At 63.8% G+C, this 17,146-nt stretch carries 11 protein-coding genes; 7 read left to right on the forward strand and 4 right to left on the reverse strand.

What is annotated here, in order from left to right; all coding sequences use genetic code 11:
• Nucleotides 1-21 precede the first annotated feature (21 nt).
• On the forward strand, nucleotides 22-1,638 hold the full coding sequence (locus tag ABX298_RS24590) for a response regulator (RefSeq protein WP_367393772.1): 1,617 nt from the start codon (nucleotides 22-24) through the stop codon (nucleotides 1,636-1,638).
• 6 nt (nucleotides 1,639-1,644) lie between these two features.
• Here the strand turns inward: ABX298_RS24590 and ABX298_RS24595 are convergent, their stop codons facing one another.
• Entirely contained in the window at nucleotides 1,645-3,735 is a 2,091-nt protein-coding gene (locus ABX298_RS24595) for an ATP-binding protein (protein WP_367393773.1), read from the reverse strand.
• Between the two features lie 150 nt (nucleotides 3,736-3,885).
• Between ABX298_RS24595 and ABX298_RS24600 the strand changes: the two genes are divergently transcribed.
• Both ABX298_RS24600 and ABX298_RS24605 read left to right on the forward strand, forming a co-directional pair.
• Entirely contained in the window at nucleotides 3,886-4,566 is a 681-nt protein-coding gene (locus ABX298_RS24600) for a type 1 glutamine amidotransferase domain-containing protein (RefSeq protein WP_075045358.1), read from the forward strand.
• 133 nt (nucleotides 4,567-4,699) lie between these two features.
• Nucleotides 4,700-5,485 carry a CSS-motif domain-containing protein gene (locus ABX298_RS24605; protein WP_075045359.1) on the forward strand — a complete coding sequence of 262 codons (786 nt, stop codon included), beginning with the start codon at nucleotides 4,700-4,702 and terminating at the stop codon, nucleotides 5,483-5,485.
• A gap of 40 nt (nucleotides 5,486-5,525) precedes the next feature.
• On the opposite strand, the gene hppD is transcribed toward ABX298_RS24605, so the two are convergent.
• Nucleotides 5,526-6,602 (reverse strand): 4-hydroxyphenylpyruvate dioxygenase, encoded by a 1,077-nt coding sequence (hppD, locus tag ABX298_RS24610; protein ID WP_025339331.1) that lies wholly within the window; start codon nucleotides 6,600-6,602, stop codon nucleotides 5,526-5,528.
• A 299-nt stretch (nucleotides 6,603-6,901) separates the two neighbouring features.
• Here hppD and ABX298_RS24615 point away from each other — a divergent pair, with 299 nt between their 5' ends.
• Both ABX298_RS24615 and rarD read left to right on the forward strand, forming a co-directional pair.
• Nucleotides 6,902-8,488 (forward strand): EAL domain-containing protein, encoded by a 1,587-nt coding sequence (locus ABX298_RS24615; protein WP_085615482.1) that lies wholly within the window; start codon nucleotides 6,902-6,904, stop codon nucleotides 8,486-8,488.
• Nucleotides 8,489-8,520: 32 nt separating this feature from the next.
• A complete protein-coding gene (gene rarD, locus ABX298_RS24620) occupies nucleotides 8,521-9,408 on the forward strand; it encodes an EamA family transporter RarD (protein ID WP_367393774.1) in 888 nt (295 codons plus the stop codon).
• On the opposite strand, the gene ABX298_RS24625 is transcribed toward rarD, so the two are convergent.
• On the reverse strand, nucleotides 9,371-10,942 hold the full coding sequence (locus tag ABX298_RS24625; RefSeq protein ID WP_075045362.1) for a TerC family protein: 1,572 nt from the start codon (nucleotides 10,940-10,942) through the stop codon (nucleotides 9,371-9,373). The genes rarD and ABX298_RS24625 overlap by 38 nt on opposite strands.
• Before the next feature lie 414 nt (nucleotides 10,943-11,356).
• Between ABX298_RS24625 and ABX298_RS24630 the strand changes: the two genes are divergently transcribed.
• The gene (locus ABX298_RS24630; RefSeq protein ID WP_367393775.1) at nucleotides 11,357-11,944 is read left to right on the forward strand and encodes a LysE family translocator; all 588 of its coding nucleotides are present in this window, start codon (nucleotides 11,357-11,359) and stop codon (nucleotides 11,942-11,944) included.
• A 291-nt stretch (nucleotides 11,945-12,235) separates the two neighbouring features.
• Here the strand turns inward: ABX298_RS24630 and ABX298_RS24635 are convergent, their stop codons facing one another.
• Nucleotides 12,236-13,018: an AraC family transcriptional regulator gene (locus ABX298_RS24635; RefSeq protein ID WP_075045363.1), complete on the reverse strand. Its 783-nt coding sequence runs from the start codon at nucleotides 13,016-13,018 to the stop codon at nucleotides 12,236-12,238.
• Nucleotides 13,019-13,180: 162 nt separating this feature from the next.
• Between ABX298_RS24635 and ABX298_RS24640 the strand changes: the two genes are divergently transcribed.
• The gene (locus ABX298_RS24640; protein ID WP_367393776.1) at nucleotides 13,181-17,008 is read left to right on the forward strand and encodes a DUF6543 domain-containing protein; all 3,828 of its coding nucleotides are present in this window, start codon (nucleotides 13,181-13,183) and stop codon (nucleotides 17,006-17,008) included.
• Nucleotides 17,009-17,146 lie beyond the last annotated feature (138 nt).

Genomic DNA, 17,146 nt, shown 5'->3' on the forward strand with positions numbered 1-17,146 from the left:
CCACCCTGCAGGAGAGTCGTTTTGGCCAGTTCGTTGGCGCTGGACGAACGTGCATTGATCCTGGCGCCCCCGCCAATAGCCGCGGATACCGCTCGCCTGCTCGCTTCTGCGGGCATCGACAGCCTGTGCGCGGTCGACCTGGCCAACCTGCAAGCCTGCCTGGCCGAAGGCGCGGGCCTGGCGATCATTGCCGAGCAAGTGTTCAAACAGGGCCCAAGCGCGTTGCTGCAGGCATTCATCGACCAGCAACCGTGCTGGTCGGACCTGCCCATCGTGCTGCTCGGTCAAGGGAGCCAAGCGGCCAAGGGCTCGACCAACCACCCGGTGGGCAACCTGGTCCTGCTGGTCGCACCGTTCGAAAACGCCCAGCTGCTGCACACGACCCAGTCCGCTCTGCGCAACCGGCGCCGGCAGTACCTGGTGCGCGACCAGCTGCGGGACCTGCAGCAACGCCTTGACGCCCAGGCCGCGCCTCCCGGCGAAGACCAGCAGCGCAGCGAGTTCGCCCGCCACCAGACGCGCAAGATGGAGGCCATCGGCCAACTGGCCGGGGGGGTCGCTCATGACTTCAACAACCTGCTCACCAGCATTGGCGGCAGCTTCGAGCTGATCGACCGGCGCTTGCGCCAGGGCCGCAGCGATGGCCTGGACAACGTGCTGCGCATGGGCCGCGAGGCAGTGTCACGCGCCGCCCGCCTGACCCACCGCCTGCTGGCTTTCTCTTCCCGGCAATCGCCGCACAGCCAGCAGGTCGACCTGCACGACCTACTCCAGGCCAAGCGTTTGAAGGCTTGCCTGAGCCCGGCCGTGCACCTGCACGTGCAAATCGCCAAGGGCCTGTGGTCGGTCGAAGCCGATGACCAGCAGTTGCAGGAAGCCCTCGACAACGTGCTGCTCAATGCCTGCGAAGCCATGCCCAGCGGCGGCCAGCTGCGCATCGAGGCAAGTAACCAGCACATCGGCGCCGGGCAATTCCCCGGCGGTGCCCTGTGCGCCGGCGACTATGTACGCCTGCGAATTGTCGATGACGGCCAGGGCATGGCGCAAAGCACGCTGGAGCATGCTTTCGAGCCGTTCTTCAGCACCAAGGCGATCGGCCAGGGCATCGGCCTGGGCCTGTCGATGGTGTACGGCTTCAGTAAGCAGTCCCACGGCCATGTCACCCTGCACAGCCAGATCGGCCAAGGCACCCGGGTGGACCTGTACCTGCCGCGCCATGTCGACCAGGACCAGGCACCGGTCAAACCCGTGCAGCCCGTGCGAGGCTACCAGGGCCATCACGTGCTGGTGGTCGAGGACGACCCGCATGTACGCCAATTGCTATGCCAGGCCCTGCGCGAGGATGGCTTCGCCTGCCACAGTGCCGCCGACGCCAACGAGGGCCTAAAGGTTCTGCGTTCGACACAACCGGTGGATCTGCTGGTCAGCGATGTCGGCTTGCCCGGCATGAATGGCCGCCAGTTGGCCGAGATTGCACGCAACCTGCGGCCACGCTTGCCAGTACTGTTCATCACCGGCTATGCGGAAACGGCCATGGCCCGCGAGGGTTTCCTGGAGGCGGGCATGCACCTGATCTGCAAGCCCTTCGAGCTGAAGCAGCTGCAGGCCCAGGTGACCCAGATACTGGGCAAGCCCTGAACCGCTTCACTCCTCCAGCATGCGTAGCGCCTCATCCACCAGGTCCGCCAGCGCGAACGGCTTGTTCATCAATGCCGTGCCCGGCTGCTCGAGCAACTGCGCTTCGATCGGCTGACCCGCATAGCCGGTGATGAACAGGATCTTCTGCAACGGCAGCTGCATGCGCATGGCCTTGGCCACCTGGCGGCCACTGAAACCACCCGGCAAGCCGATGTCGGTGATTACCAGGTCGAACGGGCCGTCATGGCGGAAGCGCTCCAGCGCACTATTGGCGTCGCCCACATCAATGACCTCGAAACCACGCTCGGTCAGGTACTCGCGCATCACCGCACGCAAACCGAGCTCGTCATCGACCAGCAACAGGCGCTGCCCCCCGGCCATGCGTTGCGAGCGCTGCACCAGCGCGGGCGCCTCGGGTACCGGGTCATGGCACCTTGGGAAAAGCATGCAGACCTTGGTGCCCTGGTTCGGCTCCGACTCGATCCAGGCGTAGCCCCCCGACTGGCCGACAAACCCATACACCATCGACAAGCCAAGCCCTGAGCCACGCCCGACCGGCTTGGTGGTGAAGAACGGTTCAAAGGCCCTGGCAATGTCCACCGCCGGCATGCCGCGGCCATCATCCTCCACATGCAAGGCCACGTAGTCGCCTGGCGGCAGGCCGCCCTCATCCGGGAAACACGCCGTCAGCCGCTGGTTGACACTGCGCAGCGTGACATTGCCGCGATCCAGGCACGCTTCGCGGGCGTTGGTGCATAGATTGATCAAGGCATTTTCAAGCTGGGAAACATCAAGGTTCACCGCCCACGGCGTGACATCCAGCTGCCAGTGCAAACGCATCTCGGCGCCCAGCGTGCTGCGCAGCAGTGGTTCGCTCAACCGCAATTGCCGGTTGAAATCCAGCGGCCTGGGCGCCAAAGGTTGATGACGGGAAAACGCCAGCAAGCGATGGGTCAGCTCCATGGCACGCTGCACCGAATCACGCGCCACCTCGACATAGGTCTCCACGCGCTCAAGCCGTCCTTCCTGCAGGCGCCGTTGCAGCAACTCCAGGCTGCCGCCGATTCCGGACAACAAGTTGTTCAGTTCATGGCCCATGCCCCCGGCCAACTGGCCAACCACTTCCAGGCGTTCGTTGTTGCGCATCAGGGCTTCGGATTGACGCGCGGCCTCTTCATGCTCCTCGGTGATGTCCCGCCCAACGGCAGTCAGCAGGCTGCCATCGAACCGCGCGCTCCAGCGAAAACAGTGGTAATGGCCATCGCAGTGACGCAGGCGCGTCTCTATCTGCTCGGCATTGCGGTATTGCAGGCACCCGGAAACCGCCACCTCAACCTCGGCGCGATCGGCCGGATGTACCAGGTCCAATACCGGAACACCCTGTACCTGCTCCTCGGCCCAGCCCAGAATGCGGTACCAGGCGGGGTTGGCGGCATGCACCTTCAGCTCGGGTGTAACCGTCATCATCGCATCACGCGACAACTGCCAGAACTGCTCACGCTCCACCAGGTGTCGCTCGACCTGCTGCTCGAAGCCTTGCGCCTGCTCGCGCCAGTGGCTGTGCGCCTCGACGCTGGCCGTGGTCTCGATCACCGCGTGCAGAAAACCTGCCACGTTGCCCAGTTCATCGCGCAACGGTGTGTAGCCGAACGCACACCACAACGGCTCCCCGCCTTCGCCGCAGCCAATACGCAGTGGTGGGTCCTCGACAAAACTCGAGTGCCCTTCGAGCGCCTTGAACACCCACGGCCCCATCGCCGGCCATACATCGCTCCAAAGCGCATCGAAGGCCATGCCCAATGCATCCGGGGCAACCGGCCGCAACGCCCGGTAGCCAGCATTGTGGACAACGTTGAGGTCTGCCCCCCAGACCACGGCACACGGGAACGGTGACAAGTGCATCATGTCGACGGCAATGCGCAACGAGGCCGGCCAGCGCGGCAGCGGCCCGAGCGATGTGCGCCCCCAGTCGAACAGTGCAATCCGTTCGCCCATGGGGTCGATCGGTGCCAGCACAGGCGCCTGCAGAATGACCGGCGACGCAGGCTCGCGCGGCGTACCGTTTTCGACCACTATCGTGACTCCAGCATGGTTCATGAAAAGTACGGGCGCCCCGTGAATGTGGTTCACGGTAGCACAACACACGCCACGCAATATGGCGTACTTGCACCTGGGAGCTATGCTCATTAGGTTTTCCCTCGGGCCAGGGAGCAACGGCCCATTCAGGTTGCCGACGGGAGCGTGGTCATGAGCAAGAAAATGCTGGTGGTGCTGACCAATACAGCCAAGTATCCGACCCTCAAACGGGCGACCGGGTTGTGGCTGGGGGAAGCCGTGCACTTTGTCGAAAAAGTCGAGAAAGCCGGTTATACGGTCGATTATGTCAGCCCGCTGGGCGGCTACGTACCCGTCGACCCGCATAGCCTGCAAATGGCCCCCGACCTGGACTGGCAGTGGTATGACGACAAGCGCTTCATGACCCGCCTGGGCAACACCTTGAGCCCTGGCCAGGTAAAGGCCGAAGAGTACCGCGTCATTTACTACACCGGCGGGCACGGGGTGATGTATGACTTTCCCGACAACCAGCCGCTGCAAGACCTGGCACGCCGGGTCTACGAGAACAAGGGCATAGTCGCAGCGGTCTGCCATGGTGTTGTCGGGCTGCTGAACATCAAGCTCAGCGACAACAGCCTGTTGCTCAAGGACCGTCAGGTAACCGGCTTCTCCAATACCGAGGAGAAACTGGTCGAACTGGACAAGGTGGTCCCCTTCCTGACCGAAAACGAACTGGGCGCCCGAGGCGGTATCTACAGCAAGCATGATGACCCGTGGCAACCGTTCGTGGTGGCCGATGATCGTCTGATCACCGGGCAGAACCCCGCCTCCACGGCACTACTGGCCGAAAAAGTGCTCGCTAAGCTGAAGTAAAGCCGACAACGAGGTTCTGCTTTTCTGTAAAACTGCAACACTTTTGGCCTACAGCCGGGGGCGTCATCAAGCACATAGGATCAGCGCTGACCTGTTCAACCCGAACAGCAAGGTTCAACGGAGCGGCGGTCCTATGGCAGCAATACCGAGTCTCGGCATCAACTGGCGGAAACTACTGCTGATATTGTCCATCGGCGCAATACCGGTGCTATCCGGGTTACTGATGATGGACTATCAGTTGGAAAGAAAACTTGAGGAGAATGCCAAGGTTTCTGTTCAAGAAGCGGTTTTCAGCATCGACCAGGCATTGGGCCGCATGGAAGCCGATCTGGACATGATCCTGCCATTGGCAGGCAAGCCCTGTGACGAAGTGCTCGGTACGCTGGAGCAGAGAGTCGCCAACAGCCCACATCTTCGTTCATTGATACTCACCCGCGACCAACAAGCGTATTGTGCGACGGACATGGACCCGTTGGCATATATCTCGGCTTTTTCCCTGTCCGGACGGCAGACGGAGCTGGCATTCGACGCGCCATCGTCGCCTAACGCGGCGATCATCAAGATCCAGAGACCGCACAGCGACCCCGGGATAATCGCGACAGCATACGGTCGGCAGTTGCGTGACGAACTGCGTGCTTTCCAGGACGGGCTGACATTGCTTCTGGAGTTCAACGACCTGTATATCTGGAGCGAGGGAGACAGCCGCGACGCACGACGCCCCTCCCAGGCCGAATTCACCGAGCGAACGGTGTCCCAGAAATATGGCTACATGGTGATCGGCGGCTACCCAAAAGGGTACGCCGCCCAGGAGTTTCGCCTATCCCTTCACCAGGTGCTGCCCTCGCTGGTACTGGTAGGGGTCGCCAGCATGTTCATCATGTACCTGGGCCTGACCATTTCGGGCAAGAAGAAGGGTTGATACCGCCGCCATCGAATCGTGACGGCGGTACTCTCGGGGATCAGTCGGTGCTCAGCACACCACGGCGTACCTGGTCGCGCTCGATCGATTCGAACAGGGCCTTGAAGTTGCCCTCGCCAAAGCCGTCGTCACCCTTGCGCTGGATGAACTCGAAGAACACCGGGCCGAGCAAGGTCTCGGAGAAGATCTGCAGCAGCAGGCGCTTGTCGTCAGGCTGGGAGGCGCCATCGAGGAGGATGCCGCGTGCTTTCAACTGGTCTACCGGCTCGCCGTGACCTGGCAGGCGCTCTTCGAGCATCTCGTAGTAGGTTTGCGGCGGTGCAGTCATGAAACGCATGCCGAAGCCCTTGAGGGCGTCCCAGGTCTTGAGCAGGTCATCGGTCAGGAAGGCGACGTGCTGGATGCCTTCGCCGTTGAACTGCATCAGGAACTCTTCGATCTGCCCGGAGCCCTTGGACGATTCTTCGTTCAGCGGGATACGGATCATGCCATCCGGTGCGGTCATGGCACGCGAAGTCAGGCCGGTGTACTCACCCTTGATGTCGAAGTAGCGGATTTCGCGGAAGTTGAACAGCTTCTCGTAGAAGCCGGCCCAGTACGACATGCGCCCGCGATAAACGTTGTGGGTGAGGTGGTCGATGATCTTCAGGCCGGCACCCACCGGGTTGCGGTCCACACCCTCGATGAACTTGAAGTCGATATCGTAGATCGAGCTGCCTTCCTCGAAACGGTCGATCAGGTACAGCGGCGCACCGCCGATACCCTTGATCGCCGGCAGGCGCAGCTCCATCGGCCCGGTTTCGATTTCCACCGGCTGGGCGCCCAGTTCCAGGGCGCGGGCATAGGCCTCGTGGGCGTTGCGCACGCGGAACGCCATGCCGCATACCGACGGGCCGTGTTCGGCGGCGAAGTACGAGGCGATGCTCTTGGGTTCGTTGTTCAGGATCAGGTTGATGTCACCCTGGCGATACAGGTGCACATCCTTGGAACGGTGGGTAGCCACCTTGGTGAAGCCCAGCATCTGGAATACTGGCTCGAGTACGCCAGGGGTCGGCGAAGCCAGTTCGATGAATTCGAAGCCCATCAGGCCCATTGGATTGTCGAAGATATCAGCCATGTTCGTGTCCTCATCTGCAGCGAAAAATTATTGATTGCGTGGGATGTGGCACGGAAACGGCGGTGAGCACGGGATACCCCGCACGCTGCGGGCGAGGAAGTCACCTATTATCAGCTTGAACCCATGGTATGTCATATGGACCCATTCTCGGCGGGCTTGATCCTCCGGTATCGAAGGACCTTATTGTTGTATTCGTAAATCGATTCTACATTGCGTAAAATGGTTTGTCGCGCTTTAGTTGCTCACGGTTTCCGACAAGCGGCTATCCTCTCGTAATCCTTCCTACAGATCAGGTCAGCATGCCCCTTACCGTCAAACGCCGCGCCGGCTTCGGCTGGCGCACCCTGTTGCCCTGGGTCGTCGGCGTGCTGCCGGTGGCGTGCGGCCTGGCCGTGATGAACTGGCAGATCGAGCGCGAAATGCAGGCCAGCAGCCAGGCCACCGCCCGCCAGGTGGTGGAACACGTCGAGCGCATTCTCGACAACCTGTCCAGCGCTGCCAATGCCCTGCTGCCACTTGTCGACAGCCCGTGCGACGAGGCCCAGCTCATGCTGCGCGCCCAGGTCACGCGCAAAGCCTTCGTGCGCTCGACCAACCTGTTCCGGCACAACACCCTCTATTGCACGTCGCTGTTCGGCGCATTCGACGAGCCGGTCAACCCCGGTGACTACATCGACGGCAAGCTGTGGCTGATGGACGGCAACTCGGTCACCCCGGGCCACCCGCTGCTGGTGTATCGGGCCAGCGACGGCGATCGCGGCGCGATCAGTACGGTGGATGGCGAACACCTGCTGACGGCGCTGCGCCTGATCGGCCCCGATGAAGAGCTGCAGATCCGCGTGGGCGATGCCTGGCTGGGCAAGGATGGCATCGTGCACAAGGGCGTGCCCCCTGCCGCGGCCAGCGCGAATGTGCAGCTGGGCTCGACCCGTTACCCGTTCAGCGTGCATGGCGGCTACGGCGCCGACAAGCAGGGCCAGCTGTGGCGCAGCCACTACCCCGCCCTGTTCGGCTTGCTGCTGGTACTGGGCGCGGTGGCCGCCCTGGTGTGCCGCTGGCAGGTTCGCCGCGCCACCTCGCCCCGTGCCGAACTGCGCCGGGCCCTGGAGGCCGACGAGTTCCTGCCGTACTTCCAGCCGGTGGTGCGCAAGGGCGACTACCGCTGGGCCGGCGCCGAAGTGCTGATGCGCTGGAACCACCCGCGCGAAGGCCTGGTACGCCCCGACCTGTTCATCCCCTACGCCGAACACAGCGGGCAGATCGTCGCCATGACCCGTGCGCTGATGATGCACACCGCGCAGAACCTGGCACCCTATGCCGGGCTGCTGGAGGACGGTTTCCATATCGGCATCAACATCACTGCCGACCACTGCCGCGACTTCAGCCTGCTGGACGACTGCCGCACCTTCCTCCAGCACTTCCCGCCAGGCCGGGTGGTGCTGACCCTGGAGCTGACCGAGCGCAAGCTGATCGAGGCCACGCCGGTGGCTCTGGAACTGTTCGAAAAGCTCGACGCCATGGGTGTGAAGATTGCCCTGGACGACTTCGGCACCGGCCAGTCAAGCCTCAACTACCTGCGCCAGTTCAAGGTCGACTACCTGAAGATCGACCAGAGCTTCGTCGCCATGATCGGTGCCGACGCGCTGTCGGTACACATCCTCGAGACCATCATCGAGCTGTCGGCCAAGCTGGGCCTGGGCATCGTTGCCGAGGGCGTGGAAACCGAAGCCCAGCGCGACTACCTGGCCCGTCATGAGGTGGACTTCCAGCAGGGCTACCTGTTCGCCAGGCCCATGCCGGCTGCCCAATTCCTCGAGGCGCTGGCGGCACGCCCGGCTGCGTCGCGGTTGCCGCAAGCCGCGCCCCCTGAGATCATGCGCGGCTGATCCACCCGCTCAATTCCCTATTCGAGGCATTCGTGTCAAAAGGCATTCTTTCGTCGGTCATGGCGTCCTGTCTGTTCGCCGTGATGTACTTCTATACCTCTCTGCTCACGCCGCTCGATGGCGAAGAGATCTTTGGCTGGCGCACCCTGTTGACGCTGCCCTGCCTGACCCTGTTCATGCTTGTCTCGAAAGACTGGAAACGGGTGGGTGAACTGCTTGCCCGGGTAAAACGCACGCCGCTGCTGTTGCTGGGCATGGTCGCCACATCGTGGCTGATGGGCGTGCAGCTGTGGCTGTTCCTCTGGGCACCCCTGCACGGGCGCAGCCTGGAAGTGTCGATGGGCTACTTCCTGCTGCCGCTGGCCATGGTCCTGACCGGGCGGCTGGTGTATGGCGAGCGCCTGTCACGCCTGCAGAAGGTGGCCGTGGCCTGCGCCGCGCTGGGCGTGAGCCACGAGCTGTACCAGCATGGCAGTTTCGCCTGGGAAACCCTGGTGGTGACGATCGGCTACCCGATCTACTTCGTGTTGCGCAAGCGCTGCCGCACCGAACACCTGGGCGGCCTGTGGTGCGACATGTGCCTGCTGTTGCCCTGGGCGTTGTACTTCGTGATCCAGGGCCCGCTTTCCCCTGCCGATCTGCAGGCACACCCCGGGCTGTATGCGTTGATCCCGATCCTCGGGGCGATCAGCGCCTCGGCCCTGATCGCCTACGTGCTGGCCAGCCGCCTGCTGCCTTTCAGCCTGTTCGGCCTGCTCAGCTACGTCGAACCGGTGCTGCTGGTGGGTGTGGCGCTGCTGCTGGGCGAAACCATCGGCCCGGATCAGTGGCTGACCTACCTGCCGATCTGGGCCGCGGTGCTGGTGCTGGTGATCGAGGGCTTCAAGCACCTGCTGCGTCAACGTCGCCGCTCGGTGTAAGCCGAACCTGGCGCACCCGCCGCTCCTCGACCGCCTCCACGGTCAGCGTCCAGCCATTCCAGGCCAGGCGGTCACCCACCATGGGCAGGCGGTCGAGCAGGCTCATCACCAGGCCCGCGAGGGTCTGGTAGTCCTCGGTGGCGCGGGCGCTGAAGCCGGTACGCGCCTGCACCTGGGTCAGGTTCAACGCACCGCTGACCACAAAGCCTTCACCTTCCTGGACGATGCCCGGGCCTTCGACCTCGCTGGCATCCGGCAGCTCGCCGGCAATCGACTCGAGGATATCGGTCATGGTCAGCAGGCCGGTGAAGTCACCGAACTCGTTGACGACGAAGGCAATGTGCGTCGACTGGCCTCGCATCTGCTCCAGGGCGTTGAGGATGCTGAAACTTTCCAGCAGGTTCAGCGGTACCCGGGCCATGCCTTCCAGATCGGGCTGGCTGCCCGACAACAGTTCCTTGAGCAGCTCCTTCTTGTGCACGAAGCCCAGCGGCTCGTCCACGCGGCCATCGCGGATCAATGGCAGGCGCGAGTACGGCGAATTGGCCAGGGCCTGGGCAATCGCGTCGGCCGGCTGCGCCAGGTCGATCACATCGACCTCGGCGCGGGCGGTCATCACCGTGCGGATCGGCCGCTCGGCCAGGTTCAGCACGCCACTGATCATCACCCGTTCACGGCGGTCGAACAGCACCTGCTCCTCACCGCCTTCGACCAGGTCGGCGATTTCCTCGCCCACCTCGTCCGCCTCGACACGGCGGCCACCCAGCAGGCGCAGCACGGCATGCGCGGTGCGCTCACGCAGCGGCCGGTGCTGCTGCAGGCTGCGCTTGCGGCGGGCACGGGCCAGCTGGTTGAACAGCTCGATCAGGATCGAGAAGCCGATGGCCGCGTACAAGTAGCCTTTCGGGATATGGAAGCCCAGGCCTTCGGCGGTAAGGCTGAAGCCGATCATCATCAGGAAGCCCAGGCACAGCATGATCACCGTAGGATGGGCGTTGACGAAGCGGGTCAGCGGCTTGCTGGCAACGATCATGATGCCGATCGAGAAGATCACCGCGATCATCATCACCGACAAATGCTCGACCATGCCCACCGCGGTAATCACCGCGTCCAGCGAGAACACCGCATCGAGCACCACGATCTGCGCAACGATCGGCCAGAACGCAGCATGGCGCACCGCGCCACTGGCCTGGGTCACATGGCCTTCCAGGCGTTCGTGCAGTTCCATGGTGGCCTTGAACAGCAGGAACACGCCACCGAACAGCATGATCAGGTCACGGCCGGAGAAGCTCTTGTCGAACACCTCGAACAACGGCGCGGTCAGGGTGACCATCCACGAGATACTCGCCAACAGGCCCAGACGCATGATCAGCGCCAGGCTCAGGCCAATGACCCGCGCGCGGTCGCGCTGATGCGGCGGCAGCTTGTCGGCGAGGATGGCGATGAACACCAGGTTGTCGATACCCAGCACCAGCTCAAGGACGATAAGCGTCAGCAGGCCCAGCCAGGCCGTGGGGTCGGCTAGCCATTCCATTAGCGGGTACTCACGAGGGCAGCGTCACGAGGACGGGAGAAGGAAGGCCTTGAAGGCCGGGGACTGGGGGGCTCCGCGAAGGTGCTCATATGGACCTTGATAGCAAATTGGGAAAACGATCCTACAAGTACAGCAGCTCTCCGTAATAGCGCAAAACTATTACAAAACCTGTAACAACCCCCTCCAGAGCCACTCATTCCCCTGTGGGAGCGGCCTTGCGTCGCGAAAGGGCTGCGCAGCAGCCCCTGGATTGCAGCATCTCTGCGAACATCGCTGGGGCCGCTCTGCGGCCCTTTCGCGACACAAGGCCGCTCCCACAGAAAGGCATAAGCCCAATGTGGGTACTTTTCTTCAATACCGCAGGCTATCGATGCCCGAGCATGGAGGCCATCCTCAACCAAACGGATCCTCCTCATGAGCCTGTCCCTTTCCATGGCTGCTTTCGCACTGGCGGCCTCGATCTCCCCCGGCCCGGTCAACATCGTTGCGCTGGGCAGCGGTGCCCGTCATGGCCTGCGTGCCAGCCTGGCGCATGTGGCTGGCGCCACGCTGGGCTTCTGCCTGTTGCTGGTGCTGGTCGGGCTGGGCCTGCATCAGTTGTTGCTGCGCTGGCCTTTGCTGGGACTGCTGTTGCACTGGGGCGGCGTGGCGTTCCTGCTGTACATGGCATGGAAGCTGGCCAGCGACGATGGGCAGCTGGGCAGTGCCCATCCCGCCCAGGCCCCCTCGGCCTGGCACGGCGCGGCGATGCAGTGGCTCAACCCCAAGGCATGGCTGGCAGCGGTGGCCGGGGTTGGCGCCTACACCGGCGGCGAGCAGCAGATGCTGTGGCTGTTTGCCTGGATCTACGGGCCGATCTGTTTCATTTCGGTGGCCAGCTGGGCGTGGGCCGGGAGCCTGGTTCGCCAGTACCTGGGCAACCCACGGCACATGCGCCTGCTGAATCGGGGCTTGGCGGTGCTGCTAGTGGGCAGCGCGGTTTATCTGGTCATTCAAGGCTAGCTGCACCAGTCCTGTCGCTGCCCTCAAGACCTGCGCAGTACCTGTGGGAGCAACTGTCTTGCTCAAATTCTAAAAGTTGGCGCAATCCCCTGTGGGAGCGGCCTTGTGTCGCGAAAGGGCTGCAAAGCAGCCCCAGCAATTTCAGCTATTGCGCATCAATCCTGGGGCCGCGTTGCGGCCCTTTCGCGACACAAGGCCGCTCCCACAGGTACAGCGACAACCTCCAGAGCAACGCTGCACCTGTGTGGGCTGGCTTGTCGGCGATAGGGCCATCACAGCCAAAATGGCAATTCAGCCGAATGCATTGCGGTAATGCCCCGGCGTCGCCGCCAGGTGCTGCTTGAAGGCCCGCTGCAGGTGCGCCTGGTCGGCAAACCCGGCCTCCTGCGCAACTTCGGCGATTGCCCGGCCCTGGCGCAGTTGCGCCCTGGCCAGCTGCACGCGTTGGTCGAGCAGGTAGCCATGCGGCGTCAGGCCGAAGCGTTGGCGGAACGCGCGAATCAGGTAGGAACGCGACAGGCCGCAGGCCGCGCAGATGTCGTCCAGGCTCAGCGGGTCGCCCCGATGGGCGCGTATGAACGCTGCCGCCGCGTCCAGTCGCGGGTTGCCCTCGTCGTTCACGCTGGCATTACCGCCAAGCATGCCCGGCAGTGCGCCAAACAGTGCCGCCAGGCGGCCTTCGCGGTCCGGCACGCTGGCATCGAACAGGTCGGCAAAGGCCTGCAACAGGCACCGGTACAATACCGGCGAGCTACTCCAGGCCTGGGCCGGCAAGGCAAACCCCAGCGCCTGCAACCAGGGCATGTCGACGAACAACATCAGGTAGGACCATGGCTCCCCGGCGATGGGGTTGCAGGCATGCACCACGCCTGGGTTCATCAATACCGTGGCACCAGCCGCCACCTCGATGCACTGGTCACCGTACAGGTAGGTGCTGCGCCCACCCGTGATCACCCCGATGGAAAAGCTCTCGTGGGAATGCGCGGCGTAGCACACCTGGCGCCCGTCCCCTACCCGCCGGGCTTCGACGAAGGGCAACGCCGGGTCGCGCCAGAACCGTGATACCTCGATCATTCCTCACCCCGCTCGCCGCTGCCATGCGCCTGGATACTACACGCTTGTCACGGAGTCAGCAGGCAACCGCAGGCCATATATCCAACCCGCGTTATCCCATTACCACTTGGCCATCGATAAATACCGTTTGATGCCCCCTCTTTGCATGAAAGGAGCATCGACATGCCAGCCATCAACCCTCATCAACCCTTGCTCGAGGCGCAGCTGCCGCACTGGGCACGCCAGGTAACGCCCAATCAATGGGCCGCGTTGAAGCGAACCCAGATCGCCCCGTGGAGGGCGCAGGACTGGTTCGCCAATGCTGCCCCCGACCTGCGTGACACAGTGCATGCCAGCCAGGCGCGCCTGATGCAGGCGCAAGCAGCCTTGGCCGGCTCGCTCAAAGGCCTGAAACAGATCACTGAATTCGCCGAGCCATTGCTGCAACGGCGTCTTGCCGAACAAGGCTTTCACGCGCCGCTGCGCAATAGCCAACTGCTGCGGGTCGAGCGCAGCTGGCACTGGGCAGCCCTGCGCTATCTTTACCGCCATCGCCGCGACAACCTGCTACAGGCCGCCCTGCAGAACTTCGCCAGCGACGAGGTGTTCATCGCTGAAAGTGCCATTGCCCTGGGTGACAACATTCAGGTCACGCCGATTCTGGTACAAGGCTCCGCCCCCTTCGGCATGCAATCACCCGTCGCGCACTTCCCATTGCAGTCGGAGCACTATCAGGTGGAACGGCTGCCACTTGAGCCGGCCGCTTTCGCCACACAGTGCCGTGACCTGGACCTGGGTGAGGCTTACCAGGCCCACCTGGAACAACACCTTGCCCAGCCCGCTACCCGAGCCTTGGCCATCCAGGTTCAGAAAGACCGCCTGCGCCTGGCGGCCGACCTTGCCTATCTGCGGCACCTGCTTGACGGCAGCACGCGCGATCAGGTCGAACAGCTGTTGCAGGGTGCTGCCGTGAGGTGCTGGCAACTGGCGCTGTTCGGCACGCCCCTGCACGAGGTCATGCTGATCGATGCCGGCAGTGCGGGGCTGGCGCTGTACCTGCCCGCCCATGACCCGGCCCTGCGTCAATGCAGCAACCTGGAAGCGGTACACGACACGCTGGCGACCTTGCTGCTGGAGCCCGATGCCCGCCAGGCCTTCACGGCCTACATCAGGCAGGACCAACGCACGCACTTTCTCGACCTGTTGCAGCAGAACCTCGACGCCACGGGCAACACGGCCTTTGACCGCCCTTGGCAGCGCGCAGTGCAAGCGGACCTGCGCCCCACACGCGTGGCCATCACGGCCGAGCCTTTCGGCCACTACCAGGACCTGCACCTGGCCCGCCTCAAGCACGAAGCCAGCCTGCTGGCGGTCCCGACAGCAATGGCCGATGCCAACGCGCGAACCAGGCGCCTGGAGGAATGGGAAAGCCTTGGCCTGGATGCACTCGGTATTGCCGCGTTCTTCGTTCCGGGTGCAGGCACCCTGATGCTGGCCGTCACTGCCTGCCAACTGCTCGGCGAGGCCTTCGAGGGCTACCAGGCCTGGCATGAAGGCGACCGCCACCTGGCACTGCGCCACCTGGAGGCGGTTGGCCTGAACCTGGCCCTGATCGGAGGGTTCGTGGCAGCGGGCAAGGTCGTGCCCAAGCTGTTCAACAGCCCGTTGATGGAAAGCCTGCAGCAAGTACGCGGCAACGACGGGCGCTACCGGCTCTGGAATGAAGACCTCGCCCCCTACCGCAGTGCCGTGACACTGCCCGAAACCCTGCAGCCCAATGCACTTGGCCAGTACCTGTATCAGGGCCGGTATTTCATCCGCATGGACGGCCAGCTCTTCGAACAACGCTTCGATCACGACCTGCAGCAATGGCGGGTCATTCACCCCGATACGCCCGATGCCTGGCAGCCACCGCTGATGCACAATGCCCAAGGCGCCTGGCGCGGCCAGCATGAACAGCCCGGCCAGTGGCCATTCGCGAAGCTGGCGCGCCGTCTCGGCCCTGCATATGCCGCGTTCACGCCAGAAAAGCTGACGCAGGCCGGCCGCCTCTGCGGCATCGACGCCGCGCAGTTGCGCCGGGTGCACCTGGAAGGCCGAGCAACGCCCCCGCTGTTGCTCGATGCCCTGCAACGCATGGCGGCACAGGCCGAGGTAGAGGCGTTGGCCGACAAGGCCCCGCCGGGTCTGTTCGAGCGCCTCTACAACGGCAGCGCGCCCACCACCCCGTCAACGCAGAAACTGCTCGCTGCCTATCCGCGGCTTTCCCCTGCCCTGGCCACGCGTGTGCTGACACCGCTAGGCGAGGCTGAATCGCTCGCCTGGCAACAGCAGGGTCAGCTACCCATTCAGGTTCGCCAGGCACTGGAACAGGTACACAGCGAGCTGCCCCTGGTACGCGCCCTGGAGGGTGTGCTTCAGCCAGCCCGGGCCAGCAGCGACAGCGAACGCTTGCTGTTCAGCGCCCTGGATGCCATGCCCGACTGGCCCGCGGACCTGCGCCTCGAGCTGCACGGTGCGAGCCCCGAGGGCCCTTTGCTGGAGCATGTCGGCCGCGACCAGGCCAGCACCCTGCGCCGTGTGATCAAAACGGCCGAAGGCTATGAGGTCGACCGGGGCGAGCGCCCTGCGCCTGGGCCGCGTGATCCGGACCTCTGCCGTGCCATTGAGCAGGCACTGCCACGCTCGCATCGCGATACGCTGGGTATCCCGACGGCCGATGGCAGCTCGCTACGCCAGCGCGTACTGGGTTGGGTCGACCTGCACAGGCAGACACTGGCCCAACGCCTCTGGGGTCATCGCGCGCTGCTGCGCAAGCCCATGGGCGGCTTGCGCGGCGGTCGGCCGCTTGACCCCGAACCGCCTCAGCCGCGCCTGGCAGGCTCGCTGGCCGGGGCCTATCGGCGCTTGTTCCCCGACGCCACCGACTGGGAATTCGAAAACTGGCTCGGCAACGACGAGGACAACCCATACGTCGATGACATTCGCTCACCCACACAGCGGCTGCACGACCTGCAGCAGCGTCTGGATACTTTGCGCCGCGACCTGCATGAATGGGCCCGGCCCGATCCGCAGCGCCCGCACCAGCGGCACCTGGCCATCCGCCCCATCCTCAACGCCTGGCGGCGGCTGTCGACCGTAGCGCTTGAAGGGGGTGGCAACCTGCACAGCCTGGACCTGTCCGGCCTGGAGCTGGACAACCAGGACTTGGCCAGCCTGGCCTTGCCAGACGACTTCACCCATGTGCAGCACCTGTCACTCAGCTACAACCGTTCGCTCAGCCAGCTGCCGGCCGAGTTCTACGAGCGCTTCCCCAACCTCAATCGCCTGCTGCTGGCCGACTGCCGGTTCGACACCGTGCCCCGCCTGGGTAACCCTGAGCACCTCGCCTGGCTGGATCTGGAAGGCAACCGCATTACCTGGAGTAGCCAAGCCCAGCAGGCACTGAATCGCTGCTCCGGGCTTGTAGTACTGGACCTTTCGGGCAACCCACTGCTGCAGGCCCCGGACCTGCGCGGGCTGGCCTACCTGAGGACGCTGTTCCTGAACGACTGTGCGCTCAGCGAATTGCCGCAAGGCCTGGACCAGATGATCGAGCCCATCATCGTGGATATTGCCGACAACCAGCTGCTGCGGCTGCCAGACGGTTTCACCGTGCCAAGGCCAGTCGCAGAGGCGCTGCGCCTGGAAAGCGAATGGCTGGGCGCCCCCGTGGTTGCACAGATCGAGGCTTACAACGCTGCGCATCAGGTGGACCTGATGGTATGCGCAAGCGACTATCAGGAATTCTTCGAACAGACCGGCCCGGCAGAACTGGCCCTGTGGCAGCGTTTGCCGCTGCAGTATCGGCGCGATCTCAGGCCCTTGCTTGAGCTTGAACCGTTCCTGTCCCACCCAAGGCAAGCCCGTACAGAGTTCTGGCGGCGTCTGGCCCTGATCGAGGCAAACCCCGCCCTGCGTCAGCAATGGTTGACGCATCCACCGTACGACCTGTTCAACCTCCCGCTTTGACCGCCCCCCGGTGCCTGCCTGCACAACAGGCAGGCATTTGCCGCCATGTTAGGCCAGACTGGTGTTTTTCCGGTGGCCGGTGCATGCTCCTAGCTGAAGCGATTCACCCCGGCTTGAAACCCGCCCAGCAATGTGAGG

Origin of the sequence: Pseudomonas sp. X4 (assembly GCF_040784925.1) — a bacterium.
GTDB lineage: Bacteria > Pseudomonadota > Gammaproteobacteria > Pseudomonadales > Pseudomonadaceae > Aquipseudomonas > Aquipseudomonas putida_Z.